The organism is Streptomyces sp. NPDC126499 (genome assembly GCF_040302485.1).
Classification (GTDB): Bacteria; Actinomycetota; Actinomycetes; order Streptomycetales; family Streptomycetaceae; genus Streptomyces.
Map to the genome: position 1 here is coordinate 222757 of NZ_JBEOUO010000003.1, position 24250 is coordinate 247006.

A 24250-nucleotide genomic window follows, 5' to 3' on the forward strand; every position below is an offset into this window, starting at 1 on the left:
GGGCTCGTACGAGGACATGGGAGGCGGCGAGCTGTACTGCGACACCTGCGGGCTCGCCCCGGTGGTGGCGCCCGGCGGCATGCTGCGGTCGACGCGTACGGGGGTGGCGGTGCCCGGCACCGGCGCGGCCGGGGGCGGGTCGGAGTCGGCCCGTTCCGTCTCGGCCGGCTCGGCCGCCTCGTCGCGTACGTCCTCGCGCTCGGCGCGGTCCTCGGCGTCCCGGCGTTCCGTCTCGGGGCGGCTCTCGCGCGCGCTGTCGGGGCAGAGCACGGCCCGTTCGGTGTCGGTGCGCAGCTCGGGTTCGAGCAGTGGCCAGTCGGGGCGGGGCCGGCTCGGCGCGGGTCTGGTGACGGTGCCGGAGGTACCGCGGCCGGACCCGCGGGCGGCGGTGATGGCGAACCCGGAGGTGCCCGAGAGGAAGCGATTCTGCTCGCGTTCCGACTGCGGCGCCCCGGTGGGCCGTTCGCGCGACGACCGGCCGGGCCGCACGGAGGGCTTCTGCACCAAGTGCGGCCACCCGTACTCGTTCGTGCCCAAGCTGCGCGGCGGGGACGTGGTGCACGGCCAGTACGAGGTGGTGGGCTGTCTCGCCCACGGCGGTCTCGGCTGGATCTACCTCGCCGTCGACAAGGCGGTCTCGGACCGCTGGGTGGTCCTCAAGGGCCTGCTCGACACCGGTGACCAGGACGCCATGGCCGCGGCGATCTCCGAGCGCCGCTTCCTCGCGGAGATCGAGCACGCCAACATCGTCCGCATCTACAACTTCGTCGAGCACCTGGACCAGCGCACCGGCTCCCTGGACGGCTACATCGTCATGGAGTACGTGGGCGGCAAGTCCCTCAAGGAGATCGCCAACGAGCGCCGCACCCCGGACGGCCGGCGCGATCCGCTGCCGGTCGAGCAGGCCTGCGCGTACGGCATCGAGGCCCTGGAGGCGCTGGCCCATCTGCACAGCCGCAACCTGCTGTACTGCGACTTCAAGGTCGACAACGCCATCCAGACCGAGGACCAGCTGAAGCTGATCGACATGGGCGCGGTCCGGCGCATGGACGACGACGAGTCGGCGATCTACGGCACGGTCGGCTACCAGGCGCCGGAGGTGGCCGAGGTCGGTCCCTCGGTGGCGAGCGACCTGTACACGGTGGCGCGCACCCTGGCCGTGCTGACCTTCGACTTCCAGGGCTACACGAACGTGTTCGTGGACTCGCTGCCGGCGCCGGACGGCATCGAGGTCTTCCGTACGTACGAGTCGTTCTACCGCTTCCTGGTGCGGGCCACCGACCCGGACCCGGCGCGCCGGTTCGCCTCCGCGCAGGAGATGGCCGAGCAGCTGACGGGTGTGCTGCGGGAGGTCGTGGCGCTCCAGTCGGGCCGCCCGCGCCCCGCCCTGTCGACGCTCTTCGGCGCCGAGGTGCGGGTCACGGACACGGAGCTGTTCGCGGAGCTCAGCGACGACGTGTCGGTCCTGGGGGCGCGCGAGGTCCGCCGCGGGCGGCGCACGGCGCTGCCCGCGTCGGTGAGCGGGCGGGCCGGCAGCTTCCTGCGGATGCTCGACGTGCCCGCCACCGCGCTCGCGCTGCCGGTGCCGAGGGTCGACCCGGGCGACCCCAACGCCGGTTTCCTCGCCGGTCTGCTGGCGGCGGCTCCGGCCGAGCTGATCACCGCCCTGCACGCGGCGCCGGTCGCCTCGCTCGAACTGCGGCTGCGCGAGCTGCGGGCCCGCCTGGAGATGGGCGATCTGGGCGCCGCCGGGCAGGCGCTCGCCACCCTGGAGCAGGGGTACGGCGACGACTGGCGGGTGGTCTGGTACCGGGGCGTCACCTCCCTGATCGGTGGCGACCGGGAGAGCGCGGCGCTCTCCTTCGACGCGATCTACGACGCCTTTCCCGGCGAGCCGGCGCCCAAGCTGGCGCTCGGCGTGTGCGCCGAGGTGCTCGGGCAGCTGGACAACGCGGCGGAGTACTACCGCCTGGTGTGGGCGACCGACCCGAGCTACGTCAGCGCGGCCTTCGGTCTCGCGCGGGTGCAGCTGGCGGCGGGCGACCGGGCGGGCGCGGTGCGCACGCTGGAGTCCGTGCCGGAGTCGTCCATCCACTACACGGCGGCCCGGGTCGCCGCCGTACGGGCCCGGCTGCGCCGCCGGCCCGCGAACGAGCCGCTGGGCGACGACCTGACCGCCGCCGCGGCGCAGGTCTCCGCGCTGCAGGGCTTCGGCCTGGACGCGGTGCGCCGTGAGCAGTTGTCCACGGAGGTGCTCGGCACGGCGCTCGACTGGGTGCTGTCCGGAAGCCCCGGCGGTGACCCGGCCGGCACGGTGCTGCTGGGCAGCGCGCTGGACGAGCGCGGACTGCGCTTCGGCCTGGAGCGCTCGTACCGGGTGCTCGCCCGGCTCGCCCAGCGCGGCGAGGAGAGGATCGAACTGGTGGAGCGGGCCAACCGCTTCCGCCCCAGGACGTGGGTGTGAGTATGTCCCTGAAGCCCAAGGCCCCGCATCCCCTCGGGACCTGCCCCGAATGCGCGGAGCCGCTGGAGTCCGGCGACCGCTTCTGCGGGGCGTGCGGATACGACCTGTCGGCCGCGTCGCCGGTCCCGGACCGCCCGACGGTCCCGATCCCCCTCCCCGTCGACTGGCCGGAACCCCCGCCCCGCGACCCGGCCTCCCTCACGACCGCCACCCAGCACCCCGGCGAACTCCCCGGCACCGACTCGGGCGGCCGCGACCTCCCGACGATCCCGGTCCGCACGGACGAGGTCCCGGCGGGGCCGGGTGCGTCGGCCGAGGCGGGTGCTGCGGAGGGGCCCGGTGCCTCGGCGGGGACGGACGCCGCGGCGGAGGCGGGTGTCCCGACCGGGCCCGGCCCCTCGGCGGAGGCGGGTGTCTCCGCCGAGGAAGGGGACGGGGACTTCACCCTGCCGGCGCCCGATCCGCGCGCCGCGCTCCGGGCCGGGGGCCAGGCCCCGGCGGCCGGCCCCGCCGCCGCGCCCGGGGACGCGCGGAAGGTGTGCGTGGCGTGCCGGGCCGGGCGGGTGGACCGGGACGGGTACTGCGAGCACTGCGGGCACGCGCAGCCGCGCGAGCGTGACCACATGGAGGAGGAGCTGTCCTCCGTGGCCGCCGTGAGCGACCGCGGGCTGCGCCACCACCGTAACGAGGACTCGTTCGCCGTGGCGTCGGCGTCGCTGCCCGACGGCTCCCCCGCCGCGCTCGCCGTCGTCTGTGACGGCGTCTCCTCGGCGACCCGTCCCGACGAGGCGTCCAGCGCCGCCGCCTCCGCCGCGAGCGCCGCGCTGGTGGCGGCGCTGCCCCGCGGGACCCACCCGCAGCAGGCCATGCACGAGGCGATCGTCGCCGCCGCCGAGGCGGTCAACGCCCTCGCGGAGCCGACCACCGCCGACCGTGAGCACCAGAACGCCCCGGCCTGCACCATCGTCGGCTCGATCGTGGCCGGCGGGCTGCTCGTCGTCGGCTGGGTCGGCGACAGCCGGGCCTACTGGGTGCCGGACGACCGCACCTCGCCGCCCGCCCGGCTCACCGAGGACGACTCGTGGGCCGCGCAGATGGTCGCCGCGGGCCTGATGAACGAGGCACAGGCGTACGCGGACGAGCGCGCCCACGCCATCACCGGCTGGCTGGGCGCCGACTCGTACGAACTGGAGCCGCACACCGCCGCGTTCAAGCCGGACCGGGCGGGCGTGGTCGTGGTCTGCACCGACGGTCTGTGGAACTACGCGGAGGGCGCGGAGGACATGGCCCGGGTCGTGCCGCCGGACGCGTCCGCCCGTCCGCTGCACGGCGCCCAGGTCCTGGTGGGCCACGCCCTCGACGGCGGAGGCCACGACAACATCACGGTCGCGCTGCTGCCGTTCGCCGTCCCGTCCCCCGGGGCAGGATCCGCCTAGCCCGCGCCCCGCCGTCCGTCCGTCGCCGTCGCTGTCACCGTCGCTGTCGCCGCCCACGGACGGACGCCCCGCCCCCGATCTTCCCTTCCCTCGTGAGCCGAGGAGCCGAATCACCCATGGCCAACTTCTCCAAGCCGACCGGGCCGCAGTTCTCGGTGGACGTGTACCAGAACGAGTACCTGCCGGAGGGCGGTCGGGACGTCAGCGCGATCGTCACCGTGACCTCCACCGGCGGCGGCACCGCCGGTACGGCCCTGCCGGCCGCCGCCGGCTCCGCCGCGGTGGTCCTGATGCTCGACTGCTCCGGGTCGATGGACTACCCCTCGTCCAAGATGCGCGGCGCGCGCGACGCGACGGCCGCCGCCATCGACGTGCTGCGCGACGGCACCTCCTTCGCGGTCGTGGCCGGCACCCACGTGGCGAAGGAGGTCTACCCCGGTGACGGCCGTCTCGCCGTCGCCGACGCGCGCACCCGCGCCGAGGCGAAGACCGCGCTGCGCCGCCTGAGCGCGGGGGGCGGCACCGCCATCGGGACCTGGCTGCGCCTGGCCGACCGGCTGCTGTCCTCCGCCGACGCCGCCATCCGGCACGGCATCCTGCTCACCGACGGCCGCAACGAGCACGAGACGCCCGAGGCGCTGCGGGCCGCCCTGGACCACTGTTCCGGCCGGTTCACCTGCGACGCGCGCGGGGTGGGCACCGACTGGGAGGTCGACGAGGTGCGGGGCATCGCCTCGGCGCTGCTCGGCACGGCCGACATCGTCGCCGACCCGGCCGGTCTCGCCGAGGACTTCACCACGATGATGGAGAAGGCCATGGGCAAGGAGGTCGCGGACGTCGCGCTGCGCCTGTGGACCCCGGTCGGCGTGGAGATCGGCTTCGTGAAGCAGGTCGCCCCGACCGTCGAGGACCTGACGGGCCGGCGCACCGAGGCGGGGCCCCGCGCCGGGGACTACCCGACCGGTTCCTGGGGCGACGAGTCCCGTGACTACCACGTGTCCGTGCGGGTCCCGCAGGCCGCGATCGGGCAGGAGATGCTGGCCGCCCGGGTCTCGCTGATCGTCCCCGACCCGGCGGGCGGTACGCCGACGACCCTGGCGCAGGGGCTGGTACGGGCGGTGTGGACCGACGACCTGGCGATGTCGACCTCCATCAATCCGCAGGTCGCGCACTACACGGGGCAGGCCGAGCTGGCCGATGTCATCCAGCAGGGCCTCGACGCCCGCAAATCGGGTGATTTCGACGGCGCGACGGCCAAACTCGGGCGCGCGGTGCAGCTGGCCGCGGCCTCCGGCAACGCCGATACGGCGAAACTCCTTTCGAAGGTGGTGGACGTGGTCGACGCCGCGACGGGTACTGTGCGGTTGAAGGCGAAGGTCGCCGAAGCGGACGAGATGACTCTCGAGACCCGCTCCACCAAGACCGTTCGCGTGAAGAAGTAAGGCGTGACGAAGCAGCGCGTGATGACGTGACGAGAGGGGGAAGCACCGACATGCCGACCTGCCCGAACGGACACCAGTCGGTCTCCGACGACTGGTGCGAGGTCTGCGGCCACCGCATGGCGGCCGGGGCGGGTGCGCCGACGGGTGCCGTGCCGCCGCCTCCCCCGCCGCCGCCCGCGTACGGCTACCCCGGCCCCGGTGGTCCCGGCGGGCCCGGCGCCCCGGTGCCGCCGCCCGGTGCTCCCGCGCCCGGCGGTTACGACCCGAACGCGACCGCCCAGGCCGAGCTGTGCCCCCAGTGCCGCACCCCGCGCGAGCACATGGCGCCGTTCTGCGAGGAGTGCCGCTGGAACTTCCTCACGAACACGGCGACCTCGTACACGCCGATCGCACCCCCGCACGGGCAGCCGGGCCCCGGGCAGCCCGGTCCGCACGGGCAGCCCGGTCCGGGCGCCGCGCCGCAGGGCCCGCCGCAGGGACCGCCGCCCGGTCTCCACCTGCCCCCGGGTTTCCAGTCGCCGCCGCGCCCCGCGCCGCCGCGCCCCGCGCCGCCGCAGCACCCCGACCCGTACGAGTACCAGGGCTCCCGGCCCTCGCAGGTGAACCGCCCGGCCGAGCCGCTGGGCGCCGACGCGACCCACCACCAGGCGCCGCCGCAGCGTCCGCCGATGGCCCCGCCGCAGGCGCCGCCCGGCCACCAGGCCCCTCCCGCCCACCAGGCACCCCCGGCCCACCAGCCGCCGCAGCCGCCCCAGGCGCACCAGCCGCCGCAGGCCCCGCAGGGCTTCCACCAGGCGCCGCCACAGCCCGCGCCGCCGCAGCCCCGGGCGGACGACGACTGGATGCTGCCGCCGCCGTCGACCCCGCAGCAGCCGCCGGCCCCCGCGCCCGGTCCCGGCGGACGGCACCCCGGCGGCCCGCACGGCCCCGGCCACGGCCACGGCCCGGGCCAGGGCCCGGCGCCCCAGGGCCAGGCCCCGCAGGGCCCGCCGCAGCAGTTCCAGGAGCAGCCGCGCCCGCAGGCGGGCTGGACCGCGGTGATCGGCCCGGACCGTGACTACTTCATGGCGATGATGCAGCGCAGCGGCCCGGAGGCGTCGGGGCTCAACCTGCCCGCGTACTCCCCCGAGCAGCACGTGCCGCTCCAGGGCAGCCAGGTCAGCATCGGCCGCCGCCGGCACTCCACCGGCGAGTCGCCCGACATCGACCTGTCGGTGCCGCCGGAGGACCCGGGCGTCTCGCACCAGCACGCGGTGCTGGTGCAGCAGCCGGACGGTTCGTGGGCGGTGGTGGACCAGAACTCCACCAACGGCACCACGATCAACGGCTCGCCCGATCCGATCCAGCCGTACGTGCCGGTCCAGCTCCAGGACGGCGACCGGGTGCACGTCGGCGCCTGGACGACGATCACCGTCCGGCGCGGCTGAGCCCGTACCGCAAGCGCGCGGTCATCCGCCCGGCAGGGGCCAGGCGTACGGCCCTTCGGGGTCGTCCAGCCAGGCCCACTGCCGCCCGCCGCTCACCGTCACCCCGAAGCGCTCCCGCTCCGGCCGCCCCTCGCGCTGCCAGAGCGCGAGCGCTTCGCGCGTGTCCAGGGCTTCCCCGGCGAGGCCGGTGAGGAACGCGAACCGCTCGTCCTCCCCCACCCCCCGCGGCAGCCCGGCCGTGCGCCGGGGCGGTTCCGGGCGGGCGCTGCCGCCGCGCAGGGCGACGAAATAGGCGGAGGTGGCCAGGAAGCGCCCCTCGGCGTGGCCGGGGTCGCGGACGTCGAGCACGAGCAGCCCCGTGGACAGCGGGGTGAGGATCCGGGCGCCGGGCCGGCACCGGGCGAGCCAGCCGTACGGGACGGAGCCCACCGCGCAGGTCGCGACGATCCGGTCGTACGGGGCGCGCTCGGGGCAGCCGCGGGCGCCGTCCCCGGTGATCACGGCGGGCCGGTGACCGGCGGCGGCGAGGTGGGCGCGGGCGGACTCGGTGATCTCCTCGTCCAGGTCGACGGTGGTGACGTGGTCGTCGCCGAGGCGGTGGCAGAGCAGGGCGGCGCCGTATCCGGTGCCCGCGCCGATCTCCAGGACGTCGTGGCCGTCGCGGACGTCGAGGGCCTGGAGCATCCGCGCCATCAGGGAGGGCTGGCTGGCGGAGGAGATCAGCTCGCCGTCCCGGACCCGGGTGGCGAGGGCGGTGTCCTGGTAGGCGCCGCTGAGCCAGCGGGCGCGGCGGGCCGGGTCGGGGTCGCCGGACCAGAGGCGTTCGTAGCCGCCGGGCCCGGCGACGTAGTAGTAGGGGACGAAGAGGTGGCGCGGGACGTGGGTGAAGGCGGCCTTCCAGGCGGGGTCGCCGAGGGCGCCGTACGCCTCGATCTGGCGCACCAGCGCCCGCCGCGCCCGCGCGGCCTCCTCGGCGAACAGGTCGTGCGGTGCACCCATGGGTCCACTGTGCTGCGGACCAACGCGATCCGGCCACCGCTCCCGTCCGGTCGGCGGTGCCTTCCGGGTGATGGTCCCGTCCGGTCGGCGCGGGCGCCCGGGTGGTGGTCCCGGCCGCTCAGCGCGGACTCCCAGGTGGTGGTCCCGGCCGGTCGGCGGTGCCTTCCGGTCAGGGGTCCTAGACCTCCGGTCCTCCGCCGGGGCATCTGAGACGATGGAACGGTGAACGAGATTCCGCGCGGCACGCTTCAGGAGCAGACCTTCTACGAGCAGGTGGGTGGCGAGGAGACCTTCCGGCGTCTGGTCCGCCGCTTCTACCAGGGAGTGGCCGAGGACCCGCTGCTGCGGCCGATGTACCCGGAGGAGGACCTGGGGCCGGCCGAGGAGCGGCTGGTGCTCTTCCTCATGCAGTACTGGGGCGGCCCGCGCACCTACAGCGACCACCGCGGCCACCCCCGGCTGCGGATGCGGCACGCCCCGTTCACGGTCGACCGCGCGGCGCACGACGCGTGGCTGCGGCACATGCGGGCCGCGGTGGACGAGCTGGGGCTCGCGCCGGAGCACGAGCAGCAGCTGTGGCGCTACATGACCTATGCCGCCGCTTCGATGATCAACACCGCGGACTGACCGCCCGCTCCCGGACGAACACATTCCGGTGACGGAACGCCGATTAACGGTCACGATCCCATCAAGGTCGATCCGAAAGCGGTTTCCAGACCCGATGCCCTCTGAAACCATCCCCTGAACGTTCGATCGTGAACGATCACGGTGTTTTCAGGGGGGAAACGGGTGACGGGTTTCGTACTCCTACGGGTCAGGGCGCACCGGCTCCTGCTGTCCGCCGCCCTACTCTCCGTCCTCCTCACCACCGCCGTCCTCGCCACCCTCGCCGCCTTCTCCGGCGCCATCGGCGACGCCGCCCTCCAGGGCACCCTGCGCGGCCGCTCCGCGCCCGCCGCCGCCCTCGTCGTCACCAGCCAGGTCCCGGCCGGCAAGCGGGCGAGCGCCGACACCGCCGTCCGCGAGGGCGCCCGGCAGACCTTCGACGGACTGCCCGTCACCCTGCGGAAGCTGGAGCGCTCGGGCACGTACGCGCTGCCCCGTTCCGTCAAGCCCGCCGACGCCCGCGGGAGCGAGCCGGACCTCACCCACTTCGCCGCGCTCGACCGCTCGCGGATCACCCTGGCCGGCGGCTCCTGGCCGAAGGCGACCGGCCCGCGCGACCCGGTCGAGACCGCCCTGCCCGAAGAGGCCGCCCAGCGGCTCGGGATCACGCCCGGCACCGTCCTCGACCTCACCGACCGGCTCGGCGGAAAGACCGTCAAGGCCAAGGTCACCGGCGTCTACCGGCCGCTCGACACCGCCGACCTCTACTGGCAGCTCGACCTGGCCGGCGGGCGCGGCGTGAAGACCGTCGTGTTCACCACGTACGGCCCGCTGCTCGCCGACCCCGCCGTCCTCGGCTCGGGCCGGCTCACCACCGGTGACACCGCCTGGCTCGCCACCGCCGACTACACCGGCGTCACCACCGGCCGGATGGACGCCCTGCGCACCGCCGCCACCGAGGGCCCGAAGGCGATCGCCGCCGACACGGCCCGATTCGGCGCCACCGTCACCGCCCGCACCCTGCTGCCCACCGTCCTGGAACAGACCGACCGGGCCCTGCTCGTCTCCCGCTCCACCCTCTCCATCGTGGCCGTGCAGCTGGTGCTGCTCGCCGCCTACGCCCTGCTGCTCGTCGCCCGGCTGCTCAGCTCCGAACGCTCCGGCGAGACCGCGCTCCTGCGCGCCCGCGGCGCCTCCCGCCGCCGGATCGCCGGACTCGCCACCGTCGAGGCCCTGCTGCTCGCCCTGCCCGCCGCCGTCACCGCCCCGCTGCTCGCCGGCCCGCTCACCCGCCTCTTCGCCGACCGGTCGGCCCTCGACGCGCTCGGCCGGCTCGACGCCACTCCCCCGCTCACCGTCTGGCTGGTCGCCGCCGCGGTCGCCCTGTGCTGCGCCGGAGCCGTCGTCGCCCCCGCGCTCGCCGCCGGGGACGGCGGCGCCGTCGCGCTGCGCCGGGGCCGGGCGGCCGCCCTGCCCGCGCCCGTACGGGCCGGCGCCGACGTCGCCCTGCTCCTCGTCGCCGGCGTCGCCTACTGGCAGCTGGACCGGCAGACCGGCGAGGGCGGCGGCGCGCTCGCCGGCGACCGCTCGGGCGACCTCGGCATCGACCCGCTCCTGGTGGCCGCGCCCGCCCTCGCCCTGCTGGCCGGGACCGTCCTGACGCTCCGTCTGCTGCCGCCCGCGGCCCGGCTGGCCGAGCGGCGCGCGGCCGGCGGCCGGGGACTGTCGGCTGCCCTGGCCGGCTGGCAGTTCAGCCGCCGCCCGCTGCGCGGCGCGGGCCCGGTGCTGCTGCTCGTCCTCGCCGTCGCCATGGGCATGCTGGCGATCGGCCAGAGCGACTCCTGGGACCGCTCGCAGCGGGACCAGGCCGACTTCCGCACCGGTACGGACGTCCGGCTGCTCGCCTCGGGCTCCGGTGAGCTCGCCGAGCAGCTCACGGCCGTGCCCGGGGTGCGGCAGGCGGCGCCCGCGCACCGCACCACCACCGACGTCACCGGCCGGCAGGCGACCGTCCTCGCCCTGGACACCCGGCACGCCGCCGAGGGCCTGCGCTTCCGCCCCGATCTCGCGGACGGCAGGCCCGCCGAGCGCCTCGCCTCCGTCACCCCGAAGGCCGGAGCGCGGCCCGGCATCCCGCTGCCGGCCGGGACCCGCGCCCTCGCCGTCGACCTGCGCGACACAGCGCCGCCCGGGACGCCCGCCACCCAGGTCACCGCCCTCCTCGAGGACGCCTTCGGCGCCCCGTACCGCCGCCCGCTCGGCAGCCTGCCCGCCGACGGGCGACTTCACCGGCTCACGGTGGCGCTGCCCGACCCCGTCGGCGTCACCCGGCTTGACGGCGTCACCCGGTCCGATGGCGCCACCCGGTCCGACGGCGTCACCCGGCTCGACGGCGTCACCCGGTCCGACGGCGTCACCCGGTCCGACGGCGCCACCCGGTCCGACGGCGCCACCCGGCCCGGCGGCGGCTTCGGTCTGGTCGGTCTGGAGATCGGCGGCCGGATCGAGGAGGGCCGCGGCGGACCGCGCGTCCTCACCGTCGAGCGGATCGCCCCCGTCGGCGCCGGCGGCCCCGGGCAGCCGGTCGATCTCCGCACCGCCCTGCGCTCGTGGCAGACCGCCTTCACCGGCGAACTCGCCAACGGCGACACCCTCCAGGACCCGGTGCGCCGCCCGCCGACCGCCGGCTCCCCCTTCACCGTCACCTTCGTCGGCGGCTCCACGGAGCACCGCCGCGACGGCTCCGGCGAGCCGGGCACCGACGCGTACCGGCTGACGCTCACCGCCCCCCGCCCCGCCGCGACCCAGCGGATCCCGGCACTCGCGACCGAGGCGTTCGTCGGCGCCGCCAAGGCGAAGAAGGGCGACACCGTCGGCGTCGCCCTCGGCGGCGTCACCCTCGACGTGGAGATCACCGCCGTCGTACGGGAGCTGCCGACCGCCGGGCCCGGCGCCCGGACCGTCTCCGCTTCGGCGCCCGCCACCCTGCCCGAGGACGGCGGCGCGCTCCTCTTCGACCTGTTCACCGCCAACCGGGCGCTGGCCGCCTCCGGCGCGGCCCTGGCGCCCACCGAGTGGTGGCTCGCCACCGAGCCCGGCCGGGCCGCCGAGGTCGCCGCGGCACTGCGCTCCCGCCCGGACACCGACCCCTCCCTGGTCCTGGTACGGGACGAGGCCGCCGCCGAACTCCTCGGCGACCCGCTCGGCGCCGGCCCCCACTCCGCCCTGATGGCGGTCGCCGCGGCGGCGGCCGCGCTCGCGGCGGTCGGCTTCGCGGTCGGCTCGGCCGGTTCGATGCGCGAACGGTCGGCGGAGTTCGGGGTGCTGCGGGCGCTCGGCGCGCCGCGCCGGCGGCTCGCCCGGCTGATCGCCGCCGAACAGGGCCTGCTCATCGGCATCGGCCTGCTCGTCGGCGTCGCGCTCGGCACCGTCCTCACCCGGGCGGTCGTCCCGCTCGTCGTGCTCACCGCCCAGGCCGGCCGGCCCGTGCCCGACGTCCTGGTCGAACTGCCCGTCGCCCACGTGGCGCTGCTGCTCGCCGGTGTCGCCGCCCTGCCGCTGCTGATCGTCGCCGCGATCGCGCTGCGCCGCACCGACCCGGCCGTCACCCTGCGCACCCAGGGGGACCACTGATGCCGGGCCCCCGCGCACCGCGGCAACCGTCACCACGGCAGCCGTCACCACAGCAACCGTCACCGCAGCAGCCGTCCACCCCCGCCCGCGGAAAGGCGAACGCCATGCCCCGCAAGCCCGCCCGCGCCGTGGCCCCCTGGGTCCGCACCCGGCTGCGGACCGCCCCGGGCACGGCCCTCGCCTACGGCCTGCTCGTCCTGGTGACGGCCTTCCTCGCGGCGGGGCTGCCGAGGGCCGTCGACGCGTACGAGACCGAGGGCCTGTGGCACGCCGTCGACTCCGCCGAACCGCGCCGCGGCGCGCTGTCCCTGACCACCCGGGTCGAGGCCCATCTCAGCCCGGCGGCGCAGGCCGCGCAGCTCACCCCCGAGAGGCTGCGCACCACCCGGGACGCGCTGCTGCCGCTGCTGCCCCCGCCGCTGCGCACCGACCCCGCGCACTCGGCGTACGGCGTGCACACGACGAAGCGGATACCTGGCCTCGACCCGTGGCTGCCGCGGCCGGACGGCCTGCCGCCGGAGCTCGTCCTCGACGCGCCGTCCGACCTGGCCGCCCACTCCACCCTCACGGCCGGCCGCGCGCCCCGGGCCGGGGCGGGCGGCGCCATGGAGGCGGCGGTCACGACGAGGACCGCCAAGGCGCTCCAGCTGAAGCCCGGTTCCGTCGTCCACGTGCCCGGCAAGGACGGCACGCCCAAGCCGATCACCGTCACCGGCGTCGTCGAGCCGCGTGAGGTCGACAACGGCTACTGGGCGGTCGACCCGCTGCTGCACACCCCCCTCTTCACCGCGAAGGGCACCGACGAGATCCGGTGGTACTGGGTGGCGTCCCTGCTCGTCGCGCCCGAGAGCGCCCCCGGGATGCTCACCACCCTCGGGGAGCCCGAGCAGTACTGGCGGTTCGCGCCCACCGTCGGCCACCTCACCGCCCAGGACACCGACCGCCTCGCCGCCGCCCTCGACTCGGCGGACAGCGGCCCCGGCCGGGTGAAGCTGCGCAAGGTGCTCGGCGACAACGGCGGCTTCACCACCGGCCTCGACGACATCGTCGCCGACTACGCCGGGATGCGGGACGCCATCGCCGCGGTCGTCGCCGTCGCCGCCTTCGGCATCGGCGCCGTCGCGGCCGTGGTGATCGCCATGACCGGCGGCCTGTTCACCGCCCGCCGCCACGCCGAACTGGCCCTGCTGCGCTCCCGCGGCGCCTCCCTGACCGGCATCGGCGGCCGGCTGCTCGGCGAGACCGCCGCCATCGCCGTCCCGGCCGCCGTGCTCGGGCTGCTGCTGGCCGTGCCGGCCGTCGGCACCGGCGGCGGCGCCCGCCTCTGGCCCGCCTGCGCGGCCGCCGCCGCCGTCGCCCTGCTCGCCTCGGTGGTCCTGCCGCTGCGCGCGGTGTTCCTGCACCGCCGCCCCCAGCTGCACGGCGGGCGCGAGGACCTGGTCACCGCCCGGCCCTCCACCCGCCGCACCGTCGCCGAGCTCACCTTCCTCGTCCTCGCCATCGGCGCGGTCACCGCCCTGCGTCGCCGCGGCACCGCCGACTCCGGCGACTACCTGGTGAGCGCGGCGCCCGTCCTGGTCGGCCTGATCGCCGCGTTCGTGCTCGTACGGCTGTATCCGCTGCCGCTGCGCTGGGCCGCCCGGCCGGCCCGCAGGCTGCGCGGCGCGGTCGGCCATCTGTCGCTCGCCCGCGCCGGACGCTCCTCGTCGACCGGCGCGCTGCCGCTGCTCGCGCTGCTGGTGGCGCTGACCACGGCCGCGTTCGGCGGTTCCGTGCTCACCGGGATCGCCGAGGCCCGCGACCGGGCGGCGCTCCTCGCGACCGGCGCGGACGCCCGGGTGAACCAGAACCTGGAGATGACGCCGCTGCCCGCCGGAGTCGCCGAGACGGTACGGCGCTTCCCCGGTGTCGGCGAGGTGTCGCCGGTGCAGATCGAGTACGGCCTGGAGCTGCCCGACCACAAGGGCGCCGTCGACAACGGCATGGGCGCGCCGCTGATCGGCGTCGAGCCCGCCTCGTACGCCCGGCTCGCGGCCCGGACCGGCTTCGGGCCGTTCCCCGCCGCCCTGCTGAGGTCCACCGGCACCGGCGGGCCCGCCCACACCGGCGACACCGACCGGGTCCTGCCGGTGATCGCCTCGCCGCGGGTCGCCGAACGGCTGGGCCGGGCGCCCATCGAGATCACGGCGGCCGCCGGCCGGTTCCATGTGAGGGTGGTCGCCGTACGGACCGCCACCCCGGCCCTTCCCGACAAGGACTTCCTCCTCGTCAACGGCGACGACCTCACCAACCGGGCACCCACCGCGCTGCTCGTGAGCGAGCGCACGCCCGGGAGCCTGGACGGCCCGGCGCTGCGCGCCGCGGTCACCGCGAAGGCCGGGAGCCTGCGGGTGGCGCTCAAGGAGGAGCAGCGGGCCGGCTACGTCGACTCGCCGATGCAGACCGGCGCCGAACGGATCTATCTCACCGCCCTCGGCGCGGGCGCCGGATACGCCGTCCTCGCGCTGACGCTCTCCCTGCTGCAGTCCGCGCCCGAGCGCACCACGCTCCTCGCCCGGCTGCGCACCATGGGCCTGACCCGCCGGCAGGCGCGGCGGCTGCTCGGTCTGGAGGCGCTGCCGCAGGCGTTCCTCGCGGCGGCGGGCGGCGCGCTGGTCGGCTGGGTGACGATCCTGCTGCTCGCGCCGGGCGTCGACCTGGCGCGGCTCGCGCTGGGCAGGGCGCCGGACGAGGCGATGGCGCTGGGGGCGGCACTGCGGGCGGACGCCTGGTCGCTGGGGCTTCCGGCGGCCGCGGTGGTGCTGCTGGCGGCCGGGGCGGCCCTGGTGCAGGCGTGGTGGGCATCCCGTAGGGGCTCGATCAGGGAACTCAGGGCAGGAGACGCACGATGACGACGACCACGGGGAGCACCGGGAGCACGGGGACCTCGGGGAGCACGGGGACCTCGGCGGTTTCCGGCGGCGCGGGAGGCGCGGGTACGAGCCTGGAGGAGCTGGAACGGCGGGCGGCGGCGCGCCGTGACCGTCCCTCGTACGGCCATGACGCGCTGATCGCCTGCGACCGGCTGGTACGGATCTTCACCACGGACGGGGTGGAGGTGCAGGCCCTCCAGGGGCTCGACCTGCTGGTGAAGGAGGGCGAGCTGATGGCCCTGGTCGGGGCGTCCGGCTCCGGCAAGTCGACCCTGATGAACATCCTGGCCGGTCTCGACGTGCCGACCGCCGGGGCCGCGAAGGTCGCCGGCTGCGACCTGCTCGCCATGGACGGCAAGGCCCGGCTGCGCTACCGCCGCGAGGTCGTCGGCTTCGTCTGGCAGCAGACCGCCCGCAACCTGCTGCCCTACCTGACGGCCGCCCAGAACGTCGCCCTGCCCATGCAGTTGGCCGGAGGGAAGAAGAACAGGGCCAGGCGCGCCGAGGAGCTCCTGGCGATGCTCGGCATCTCCGAGATCCGCGACCGGCGCCCGCACCAGATGTCCGGCGGCCAGCAACAGCGGGTGGCGATCGCCGTCGCCCTCGCCAACGACCCGTCCGTGCTGCTCGCCGACGAACCGACCGGCGAGCTGGACTCGGCCACCGGCGAGCAGGTCTTCGCGGCCTTCCGCCGCGCCAACGAGGAGCTGGGCACGACGATCGTGATCGTCACCCATGACCAGGCGGTCGCCTCCGAGGTCCGCCGCACCGTCGCGATACGCGACGGCCGCACCTCCTCCGAGGTGCTGCGGCGCACGGAGATCGACGCGGAGGGCCAGGAGTCGCTGGTGGCCCGGGAGTACGCGATGCTCGACCGGGCGGGACGGCTGCAGTTGCCCGCCGAGTACACCGAGGCGCTGGGCATGCGGCACCGGGTGGCACTGGAGCTGGAGCCGGACCACATCGGGGTGTGGCCGGACGACGCGGAGGCGGGCGGGGACGCCGGTACGGACGCGGGCGCGGGTACGGGTTCGGAGGCGGGCGGCGGGCGCTGAGGCGGGCCGCCGAGGCCGGCGAGGTCTGCGAGGTCTGCGGACGGGCGGGGAAACCGCGCCGGAGCCGTACGCGTCCTCGTATCCGGGGGTGACCGCCCATGAGAAGGGCTCTGGCGTGTCTCGGCGCGGTGCTGGTGCCCACGGGCGCCGGTGTGCTGCTGCACCTGTGGGCGGGCTGGAGCATGCGCAGCCCCGTACGCGTACCGACCCTGATCGCGGTGCTCGCCGGTCTGGTCCTGACCGGTGTCGCCCTGCTCGCGCACAACGCGCTGTTCCGGGAGGGCGGCAGCATCGCCGCGGTGGTGCTGCTGGTGGCGGGCCTGGGCGCGGTGTGGGTGGAGGCCCGGGACTCCCGGGTCCGCGCCGAGGTCGTGACCTGCGAGATCACCGGCAAGGCCAGGGCGACCTACCATCCGACCTTCGGCGAGGGCGCGCCGAGCGACAAGTGGCTGTACCACCATCCGCTCGACTGCCCCGGCGGCTACCCCTCGGAGTTCACCGCCGAGGAACGGATCGGCGAGGCCGGCAAGACCGTCCGCATCGCCTACGACCCGGCCCACCGGATGGACCCGGTCCTGGAGAAGCACAACAAGTCCCGTGGCTCCCCGGTCGTCCCGTCGATCCTGCTCGCGCTGTCGGCGCTCGTCTCGGTCGTAGTGGTCGCGGGAGAGGGGTGGACCGGCGGCGGTCGTCCAGGCGCTTGAGCCCTGCCGCCCTCCGGCCGGTCCGGTCCACCGTCGGGCCGGTCCGTAGCGGGACGGTCCATCAGCGGGCCGTTCCGTGCGCGGGCCGTTCCGTGCGCGGGCCGTTCCGTGCGCGGGCCGTTCCGTGCGCGGGCCGTTCCGTGCGCGGGCCGTTCCGTGCGCGGGCCGTTCCCTGCGCGGGCCGGGCGCAGGCAGGTCCGTCAGCCGGCCGTGCGCGGGCTGACCGTCAGCGACATCGGGGCGCTGCGCAACGCGACCGAGCCGTACGGGGTGCGCAGCCGCAGCCAGGGGCCGGCGGCGAACAGCACCACCGGCAGGTCCTCGTCGGGGAGGTCCGGGAGGAAGCCGAGGGACTGGGCCGCGTGGACGGCGCGCAGCGGGAGGCCCGTGTCGGCCAGTGTGCGGGACCAGATCTCGCGGCCGATGCGGTCGCGTTCGGCCCGGGTCCGCCGTTGCTCGGGCAGGGCCTCGTCGCGGGACCGGAACTCGGCCACCGCCGCGGCGACCGCGCTCCGCATCTCGGCGGCGGACGGCACTCCGGCGACGGGCTCCCAGCCGCCGCGCGGCGGCAGGACCCCGGCCCAGGGCGGGCCGGTGACGCTGTCGGGGACGACCGCCTTGCCCGCCGACTCCTCGATGCCTTCGAGGAGTTCACCGGCGGACACGGTCACGTCCAGCTCCACCGCGTCGACGAGCCGCGCCGCGCGGATCGCCAGCACCTCGAACGACGGAGGTCGCCCGAAGACGGCGAGCGCGCCGCCCTCGCCCGCCTGGAGGCGGACGGCGGCGGCGCGGTCGTAGTGGAGCAGCCGGCGCAGGAAGGCGGCGAGGCCCGCCGCCTCCCTGGGGTCGGCGAAGTGCAGCGGCGCGAGGGCGGTCATGGCGCGGACGTCATCCCGTCGTCGACGTACTCCTGGAGGAACGCCCGCTCCTCCTCGGTGATGCGGCGCGGGCGCTGCTCCTGGAGGTCGAAGGGCACGACGACCGTCGACGCCCGTACGTACGTCACGTCCGGATCCTTGATCTCGTACGCGATCGTCAGCGACGCCGCGCCGATCTTCGTGACCCAGGACTCGATGGTCACCGGCTCGTGCCGGTGGACCAGCGGCCGTACGTAGTCGATCTCGTGGCGGGCCACGACGGACCCGCCGGAGAACGACGGGCTCCCGTTCCCCGGCGCGAGCCGGAACATGAAGTCGATCCGCGCCTCCTCCAGATAGCGGAGGAAGACGACGTTGTTGACGTGCCCGAAGGCGTCCATGTCCGACCAGCGGAGGGGACAGGAGTAGATGTGTCGTGCCATGCGGCGGTCTGCCTCAGCCTCGGGTCAGCTTCTTGTAGGTGGCGCGGTGCGGACGGGTGGCGTCCGGGCCGAGCCGCTCGACCTTGTTCTTCTCGTACGACTCGAAGTTGCCCTCGAACCAGAACCACTTGGAGTCGCCCTCGTACGCCAGGATGTGCGTGGCGACCCGGTCGAGGAACCAGCGGTCGTGGGAGACGACCACGGCGCAGCCGGGGAAGTCGAGGAGCGCGTTCTCGAGCGAGGACAGGGTCTCGACGTCGAGGTCGTTGGTGGGCTCGTCGAGGAGCAGCAGGTTGCCGCCCTGCTTGAGGGTGAGCGCCAGGTTCAGGCGGTTGCGCTCACCGCCGGAGAGCACGCCGGCCGGCTTCTGCTGGTCCGGGCCCTTGAAGCCGAACGCGGAGACGTAGGCGCGGGACGGCATCTCGACCTGGCCGACGTTGATGTAGTCCAGCTCGTCGGAGACGACGGCCCACAGCGTCTTCTTCGGGTCGATGTTGGCGCGGGTCTGGTCGACGTACGAGATCTTGACGGTCTCGCCGACCCGGATGTCGCCGGAGTCGGGGGTCTCCAGGCCCTGGATCATCTTGAACAGCGTGGTCTTGCCGGCGCCGTTCGGGCCGATCACGCCGACGATGCCGTTACGGGGCAGGGTGAAGGACAGGTCGTCGATGAGGACCTTGTCGCCGAAGGCCTTGGAGAGGTTGTTGACCTCGACGACGACCGAGCCCAGGCGCGGGCCCGGCGGGATCTGGATCTCCTCGAAGTCCAGCTTCCGCATCTTCTCGGCCTCGGCGGCCATCTCCTCGTAGCGGGCGAGGCGGGCCTTGGACTTGGCCTGGCGGCCCTTGGCGTTGGAGCGGACCCACTCCAGCTCTTCCTTGAGGCGCTTCTGGCGCTTCTCGTCCTTCTTGCCCTCGACCTTGAGGCGCTCGGCCTTCTTCTGCAGGTAGGTCGAGTAGTTGCCCTCGTACGGGTGGGCGCGGCCGCGGTCGAGCTCGAGGATCCACTCGGCGACGTTGTCGAGGAAGTACCGGTCGTGGGTGATGGCCACGACGGTGCCCTTGTACTGGGCGAGGTGCTGCTCCAGCCAGTTCACCGACTCGGCGTCGAGGTGGTTGGTGGGCTCGTCGAGCAGCAGCAGGTCGGGGGCCTCGAGCAGCAGCTTGCACAGGGCCACGCGGCGCTTCTCACCACCGGAGAGGTTGGTGACCGGCCAGTCGGCGGGCGGGCAGCCCAGCGCGTCCATGGCCTGCTCCAGCTGGGCGTCGAGGTCCCAGGCGTTGGCGTGGTCCAGGTCGTCCTGGAGCTTGCCCATCTCCGCCATGAGCTCGTCCGTGTAGTTCGTGGCCATCTCCTCGGCGATGGCGTTGAACCGGTCGAGCTTGCCCTTGATCTCGGCGACGCCGTCCTCGACGTTCTCCAGGACGGTCTTGGTCTCGTCGAGCTTCGGCTCCTGCATGAGGATGCCGACGGAGTAGCCGGGCGTGAGGAACGCGTCACCGTTGGAGGGCTGCTCCAGACCGGCCATGATCTTCAGCACGGTGGACTTACCGGCACCGTTCGGACCGACCACACCGATCTTCGCGCCGGGCAGGAAGCTCAGCGTCACGTCATCGAGGATGACCTTGTCGCCGTGCGCCTTGCGCGCCTTGCGCATGGTGTAGATGTACTCAGCCAAGAGAAACCGTCCGGCAAAGAGTGAGTGGGCAGATAGACCCCATCTTGCCTGACCGAGCCCCATCGGCGGAAACCCGTACCCGCGGGACCGGCTGACCTGCGCCTTGTGCCGGAGGGGCGGTGGCCTTCCGGTCACGCTGGGTGTCCGGCGGGTGGCGGTGTCCGGTATCCCCTTGGGGGAGGCCGGCCGCGGACAGCGGGACGGCCCCGGCGCGCGGTGCGCGACGGGGCCGTCGGGTGGGGCCGCCGCTCAGGGCGGCCCCGGGTACTGCGGGTGCTGCTTGTGCTGCGGGCGCCTTACTGGCCGGCCGCCTTCTTCTTGCGGAGGAAGAACATCGCGCCGCCGCCGATCGCGACGAGCGCGACGGCGATGCCGGCGATCATCGGGGTGGCGTTGGAGCTACCGGTCTCGGCGAGGTCGCCGCCACCGGTGGTGGAGCCGGTGGTGCCGGCGGAACCGGTGCTGCCGCCGGTGGCCGGGCTCTCGGACGGAGCCGGGGTCTCGGACGGCTTCGGGCCGGGGGTGGCCGTCTTGCAGTCGAGGACGCCCTCGATGACCTTCTCGAACCCGTTCGGGCCGGCGATCGTGAACTTGTACGCCGAGTCCTCGGCGACCGGGACGGTGATCGTCTCGGACTTGCCGGCGGCGATCGTCCGCTTCACGCCCTTGAGCTCGAAGACCCAGTCCTCGTCGCCCTTGTTGGAGACCGTGATGTCCACGCCGCCCTCGGCGCAGTTCTCCTTGAAGTCGACGGCCGGGACGGGGCCCTGCTTGGCCCAGGTGGCCTGGAACTCGGCCTTGGCCGTGGACTGGCTGCTGCCGGCGAGGATCAGGGTCTGCTTGCGCTCGGCCTCGGTGCTGGCGAAGGCGCGGCCGACGTTCACCTTGGTGTTGGCCTGCAGGCTGACCTTGGCGGACCCGTCGGGAGTGCCGGCCGGCACGTCGATGTAGAGCTCGTCGCCGTCCTTGGCGGAGGTGACGACCTTGCCGTCCTTGTCCACGACCTTGACGCCCGCCGGGGTGTCGGAGGGCAGGGAGACGGTGGCGGTGGCGTTGGTGCTCACCTTGGTCGGGCCGAGGCGGCCGCCGGCCTTGCCCGCCAGGGAACCCTTGGAGAGACCGAGCGTCGCCGAGGGCTCGGAGAGGTCCTCGGCCTTCTGCGCCTTCTCCACGAGGTACGCGGCGAGCTGCTTGGCCTCGGCGTCCTGCGGAGTGGCCTTGATCTTGTCCGAGAAGTGCCAGATCGCCGCCTGCGTGGCCGTGGCCGCTTCCTCCGTGGTCAGGCTGCCCTTGACGTCGGCCTTGGCGGCCAGCGCGGTCAGGTCGTCCACCTGCGGGTAGGAGTTCTGCAGGATCCAGCGGATCTTGCCGGCGTCGGCGTTGTCGTGGAGGGTCGACTCGTCCCAGCCGACCTCCTTGTACTTGACGCCCGACTGGGTCGGCGTGAACAGGTCGATGCAGTAGGCCTTGAGCGAACCGCCGCCGTTGACGGCGAGGGAGAAGAGACCGCCCCGGTAGGTACGGATCTCCTCCTCGCCCTTGCCGTTCTTGACGGTGATGTCGATCTTGCCGGCCTCGGCGAGATCACCCAGCGTCGCGGAGACACCCCCGCCGCTCGTGGAGCCCTCGTCGGCCGCCGCAGGTCCGGCGACGGCTATCGCGCCCGCCGCGACGAGGCCGGAGACCACGGTCGCGGCGGCAAGGCGGGCAGCGCCGCGCCTCCGTACAGAAAACATGGATTTCCCCTCCGGGCAGGCTGCTCCGCGACATCGATCGATACGCGTGGGGGGAGCACCCGCCAGCAGACTCACTGACCCACTGGAAGCAAGCGCCTCATGAGTACCCGGGAATCCTAGGGACGGGGAAGCCTCCTGTGTCCCGTCGTACGGTCTGATAACCATTCCGACTCGAAATCGTTATCACCGGCGGAAGTTGATGGTGAAACCGCAGGTCACGGTATCGACAAATCCCCACGACGGTCCGTCAGGAAGCGATTACCGCAGGCGGTTGGGCCCCTTCAACGACGGGTGGCGGAGTCTGCCAGGGGTCGGGAGCCGACGGATCCGGAACTCGCTGCTCCGGTACGGACGTCGTGAGAGAGGTCGTCATGTCGGTGTTCTGCCGCATCGTGCGGCGGAAGGCCGCCGTCCCCCGGGTCAGATCGTGACCCACCGCCAGCGCGTCGACGTCCACGAAGGTCTTCCGGCGGCCGTCGTGCTCCTCCTCCCGCACCCTCAGCCGGCCGTGCACCACCAGCGGCTCCCCCACCGAGACCGAGGCCGCCAGATTCGCGCCCAGCGAGCGCCAGGCGGACACCGTGTAGAAGCTGGTCGCGCCGTCCGTCCAGACCGCGCGCTCGCGGTCCCAGCGACGGGCCGTCACCGCGAAGCGGAAGCGCGCGACCCCGCCCGTCACGGTCTCCCGGAACTCCACGTTCGTCGCCACGTTCCCGACCAGGGTCACCATCGTCTCGTTCATCTGCCCACTCCTCAGCTTCCGTGCGGACGCACGGCTTTCACCGCGTTCGCCGCGTTCGCACTGTCATCGGCGTTCTCGGAATCCATGCTGGACCCGGCCGGAGAAACCCGCTGAAGCCTGTGGACACACGGAAGATTGTGGACAACTCCGTCACCCGAAGGAGTGGTTCCGCCCGTCCTCCCGACGCGCCACCCTTCCGACGCACCACCCTCCCGGCTCACCCCCTCCCCCCTCACCTCACCCGCGCGCCACCCGCCCTCGCCGGACCGAACCGGGTCCCGCCGAACCCTCCGGCCCCCATGCGTCCGCCTCCGCCGCCCATGCCGGCGCCCGCGATCCGGCTCACCACCCGCGTCGCGCCCGAGGCCGTCACGTACTGCTCGCGCACCTCCCGGTAGCGCATCAGCTCCGCCGCGATCGGGTCGAGCACCCGGGCCCGGCCGCAGGCGGCGGCCGCCTCGCGCAGCCTGCGCTCGGCCTCCTGCCCGTAACGCCGCGCCGGCCCCCGTACGGCCGCCGCACACGCCCACTCCACCAGGGGACCGCCGACGATCCCGGTCACCATGATCAGCACCGGCGGCCACAGCAGCGGCTCCACCACACCCGCGATCTGGCCCACCAGCCACAGCGCGCCGAAGATCTGCAGGAAGGTCATCACCACCTGCGCGAGGACCGCGGCCGGCCACCACGCCGGACGGGGCGGCCGAGCGGCCGGGTCGCCCATGGTCACCGTCAGTTCGTCCAGGGCCTCCGGAAGCCCCTCGGCCCCTCGCTGCGCCGCCTCCCGGACCGCCTGGGCCCACGGCGCGGGCAGCCCGCGGGAGGCCTCGTCGGAGACGATCCGTACCGCCTGTTCGACGCGTTGGCGGGCGGTCAGCTCGTCCTCGACCGGGGCGTGGAGGCGCGGATCGGTGCTGCCGTGCGCGCGGACCCGCTCGTACCAGCGGTAGAGCCGCAGCCACGGCGTCCCGCAGGCGCGGATGGCGCCCCGCCGCCAGACCCGCTCGGCGGCCTCGCCCGCCGCCCTGGCCCCGACCGCGACCGCGAGCCGGTCGGCGAACTCCTCGCGGGCCCGTTCGCCGAGCCCGGACCGGCCGTCGGCCACGTACACCGGCCGCAGCCGGGCCGCGGCGGCGTCGATGTCGGCGGACAGCCGCCGTTCGGGGGCGGTGCGCTCCTGGACGAACCGGCCGAGCAGCTCGCGTAGCTCCGGCACGCCTTCCCCGGTCAGCGCGGAGAGGGACAGGACGGTCGCGCCGGGCTCCCCGTGCTCGCCGAGCGCCACACCGTCCTCGTCGAGGAGACGGCGCAGGTCGTCGAGGACGAGGTCGGCGGCCTCGGTGCCGAGCCGGTCGATCTGGTTGAGCACGACGAAGGTGACCTCGGCGTGTCCGGCGAGCGGCCGCAGGTACCGCTCGTGCAGGGCCGCGTCCGCGTACTTCTCCGGGTCCACCACCCAGATCACCGCGTCGACGAGCCCGAGCAGCCGGTCCACCGTGTCGCGGTGGGCGGTGACCGCCGAGTCGTGGTCGGGCAGGTCGACCAGGACGAGCCCCTGGAGCTCGGCGTCGGCCGCGCCGCCCGCGAGCGGCCTGCGGCGCAGCCGCCCGGGGATGCCGAGCCGGTCGAGGAGGCCGGCGGCGCCCTCGGACCAGGTGAGCGCGACCGGGGCGGCGGTGGTGGGGCGGCGCAGTCCGGTCTCGGAGACGGGGACGCCGGCGAGGGCGTTGAAGAGGGTCGACTTGCCGCTGCCGGTGGCGCCCGCGATGGCCACGACGGTGTGCCGGGTGGACAGCCGCTGCCGGGCGGCGGCCTCGTCGAGGACCCGGCCGGCCTCGGCGAGCGTCTCGCTCTCGACCCTCGTACGGGACAGGCCGACGAGTTCGTGGAGCGCGTCGAGCCGGGCACGCAGGACGCCGCTATAGGCCCCCCCGAGGGGCGGGAGGCCGTCGCTCTCGTCGTCCTCGGCCCTCGGGTCCTGGCCTGGGCCCGGCCCTCGGTGGTCCCGGGAGGCGGCCCGGCCGGCCGCGCGCCGCGCGATCAGGCCGTCGTCCCAGCTGCGGCCCCGGTCACCGCCCTCGCCGTCAGGGGCGGAGGGGTTGGTGGCGGGGTC

16 protein-coding genes are annotated in these 24250 nt (G+C 74.7%); 9 read left to right on the top strand and 7 right to left on the bottom strand.

The features are described 5' to 3' along the window. Positions 1 to 16: 16 nt before the first annotated feature. The 4 genes from ABTZ91_RS05770 (at position 17) to ABTZ91_RS05785 (ending at position 6769) form a co-directional block, all read left to right on the top strand. Positions 17 to 2464, top strand: a complete 2448-nt coding sequence (locus ABTZ91_RS05770; RefSeq protein WP_352076045.1) for a tetratricopeptide repeat protein — start codon at positions 17 to 19, stop codon at positions 2462 to 2464. A 2-nt stretch (positions 2465 to 2466) separates the two neighbouring features. Beyond that, complete coding sequence (locus ABTZ91_RS05775; protein ID WP_352076046.1) at positions 2467 to 3900, top strand: PP2C family serine/threonine-protein phosphatase; 1434 nt, start codon at positions 2467 to 2469, stop codon at positions 3898 to 3900. Positions 3901 to 4016: 116 nt separating this feature from the next. Next, entirely contained in the window at positions 4017 to 5342 is a 1326-nt protein-coding gene (locus tag ABTZ91_RS05780) for a VWA domain-containing protein (RefSeq protein ID WP_352075863.1), read from the top strand. Positions 5343 to 5392: 50 nt separating this feature from the next. After that, positions 5393 to 6769, top strand: a complete 1377-nt coding sequence (locus ABTZ91_RS05785) for an FHA domain-containing protein (RefSeq protein WP_352075864.1) — start codon at positions 5393 to 5395, stop codon at positions 6767 to 6769. Positions 6770 to 6790: 21 nt separating this feature from the next. Here ABTZ91_RS05785 and ABTZ91_RS05790 read toward each other — a convergent pair whose 3' ends face one another. Then, a complete protein-coding gene (locus ABTZ91_RS05790) occupies positions 6791 to 7768 on the bottom strand; it encodes a methyltransferase domain-containing protein (RefSeq protein WP_352075865.1) in 978 nt (325 codons plus the stop codon). A 222-nt stretch (positions 7769 to 7990) separates the two neighbouring features. On the opposite strand from ABTZ91_RS05790, the gene ABTZ91_RS05795 reads away from it, so the two are divergent. The 5 genes from ABTZ91_RS05795 (at position 7991) to ABTZ91_RS05815 (ending at position 16678) form a co-directional block, all read left to right on the top strand. Beyond that, positions 7991 to 8395, top strand: a complete 405-nt coding sequence (locus ABTZ91_RS05795; protein WP_352075866.1) for a globin — start codon at positions 7991 to 7993, stop codon at positions 8393 to 8395. 162 nt (positions 8396 to 8557) lie between these two features. Continuing rightward, a complete protein-coding gene (locus tag ABTZ91_RS05800; RefSeq protein WP_352075867.1) occupies positions 8558 to 12007 on the top strand; it encodes an ABC transporter permease in 3450 nt (1149 codons plus the stop codon). 104 nt (positions 12008 to 12111) lie between these two features. Next, on the top strand, positions 12112 to 14898 hold the full coding sequence (locus ABTZ91_RS05805; RefSeq protein WP_352075868.1) for an FtsX-like permease family protein: 2787 nt from the start codon (positions 12112 to 12114) through the stop codon (positions 14896 to 14898). Continuing rightward, positions 14895 to 15974 (top strand): ABC transporter ATP-binding protein, encoded by a 1080-nt coding sequence (locus ABTZ91_RS05810; RefSeq protein WP_407077898.1) that lies wholly within the window; start codon positions 14895 to 14897, stop codon positions 15972 to 15974. Before ABTZ91_RS05805 ends, ABTZ91_RS05810 begins: the two co-directional genes overlap by 4 nt. Before the next feature lie 98 nt (positions 15975 to 16072). After that, a complete protein-coding gene (locus ABTZ91_RS05815; protein WP_352075869.1) occupies positions 16073 to 16678 on the top strand; it encodes a hypothetical protein in 606 nt (201 codons plus the stop codon). A 200-nt stretch (positions 16679 to 16878) separates the two neighbouring features. Here ABTZ91_RS05815 and ABTZ91_RS05820 read toward each other — a convergent pair whose 3' ends face one another. From ABTZ91_RS05820 to ABTZ91_RS05845, 6 genes are all read right to left on the bottom strand, one after another. Continuing rightward, positions 16879 to 17559 (bottom strand): hypothetical protein, encoded by a 681-nt coding sequence (locus tag ABTZ91_RS05820; RefSeq protein ID WP_352075870.1) that lies wholly within the window; start codon positions 17557 to 17559, stop codon positions 16879 to 16881. Next, positions 17556 to 17981 (bottom strand): thioesterase family protein, encoded by a 426-nt coding sequence (locus tag ABTZ91_RS05825; protein WP_352075871.1) that lies wholly within the window; start codon positions 17979 to 17981, stop codon positions 17556 to 17558. Before ABTZ91_RS05825 ends, ABTZ91_RS05820 begins: the two co-directional genes overlap by 4 nt. A 13-nt stretch (positions 17982 to 17994) precedes the next feature. Beyond that, positions 17995 to 19659 (bottom strand): energy-dependent translational throttle protein EttA, encoded by a 1665-nt coding sequence (gene ettA, locus ABTZ91_RS05830; protein WP_352075872.1) that lies wholly within the window; start codon positions 19657 to 19659, stop codon positions 17995 to 17997. A gap of 296 nt (positions 19660 to 19955) precedes the next feature. Continuing rightward, positions 19956 to 21395, bottom strand: coding sequence for a Cys-Gln thioester bond-forming surface protein (locus ABTZ91_RS05835; protein ID WP_352075873.1), 1440 nt, complete (start codon positions 21393 to 21395; stop codon positions 19956 to 19958). Between the two features lie 247 nt (positions 21396 to 21642). Further along, positions 21643 to 22137 (bottom strand): single-stranded DNA-binding protein, encoded by a 495-nt coding sequence (locus tag ABTZ91_RS05840; protein WP_352075874.1) that lies wholly within the window; start codon positions 22135 to 22137, stop codon positions 21643 to 21645. Between the two features lie 232 nt (positions 22138 to 22369). Beyond that, positions 22370 to 24181, bottom strand: a complete 1812-nt coding sequence (locus ABTZ91_RS05845; protein ID WP_352076048.1) for a GTPase — start codon at positions 24179 to 24181, stop codon at positions 22370 to 22372. Between the last annotated feature and the right edge of the window lie 69 nt (positions 24182 to 24250).

Excerpts from the sequence above, each read along its gene's own strand:
- ABTZ91_RS05770 (WP_352076045.1), top strand. The coding sequence starts at position 17 with ATGGGAGGCGGCGAGCTGTACTGCGACACCTGCGGGCTCGCCCCGGTG.
- ABTZ91_RS05775 (WP_352076046.1), top strand. The coding sequence starts at position 2,467 with ATGTCCCTGAAGCCCAAGGCCCCGCATCCCCTCGGGACCTGCCCCGAA.
- ABTZ91_RS05780 (WP_352075863.1), top strand. The coding sequence starts at position 4,017 with ATGGCCAACTTCTCCAAGCCGACCGGGCCGCAGTTCTCGGTGGACGTG.
- ABTZ91_RS05785 (WP_352075864.1), top strand. The coding sequence starts at position 5,393 with ATGCCGACCTGCCCGAACGGACACCAGTCGGTCTCCGACGACTGGTGC.
- ABTZ91_RS05790 (WP_352075865.1), bottom strand. The coding sequence starts at position 7,768 with ATGGGTGCACCGCACGACCTGTTCGCCGAGGAGGCCGCGCGGGCGCGG.
- ABTZ91_RS05805 (WP_352075868.1), top strand. The coding sequence starts at position 12,112 with ATGCCCCGCAAGCCCGCCCGCGCCGTGGCCCCCTGGGTCCGCACCCGG.
- ABTZ91_RS05810 (WP_407077898.1), top strand. The coding sequence starts at position 14,895 with ATGACGACGACCACGGGGAGCACCGGGAGCACGGGGACCTCGGGGAGC.
- ABTZ91_RS05815 (WP_352075869.1), top strand. The coding sequence starts at position 16,073 with ATGAGAAGGGCTCTGGCGTGTCTCGGCGCGGTGCTGGTGCCCACGGGC.
- ABTZ91_RS05820 (WP_352075870.1), bottom strand. The coding sequence starts at position 17,559 with ATGACCGCCCTCGCGCCGCTGCACTTCGCCGACCCCAGGGAGGCGGCG.
- ABTZ91_RS05825 (WP_352075871.1), bottom strand. The coding sequence starts at position 17,981 with ATGGCACGACACATCTACTCCTGTCCCCTCCGCTGGTCGGACATGGAC.
- ABTZ91_RS05835 (WP_352075873.1), bottom strand. The coding sequence starts at position 21,395 with ATGTTTTCTGTACGGAGGCGCGGCGCTGCCCGCCTTGCCGCCGCGACC.
- ABTZ91_RS05840 (WP_352075874.1), bottom strand. The coding sequence starts at position 22,137 with ATGAACGAGACGATGGTGACCCTGGTCGGGAACGTGGCGACGAACGTG.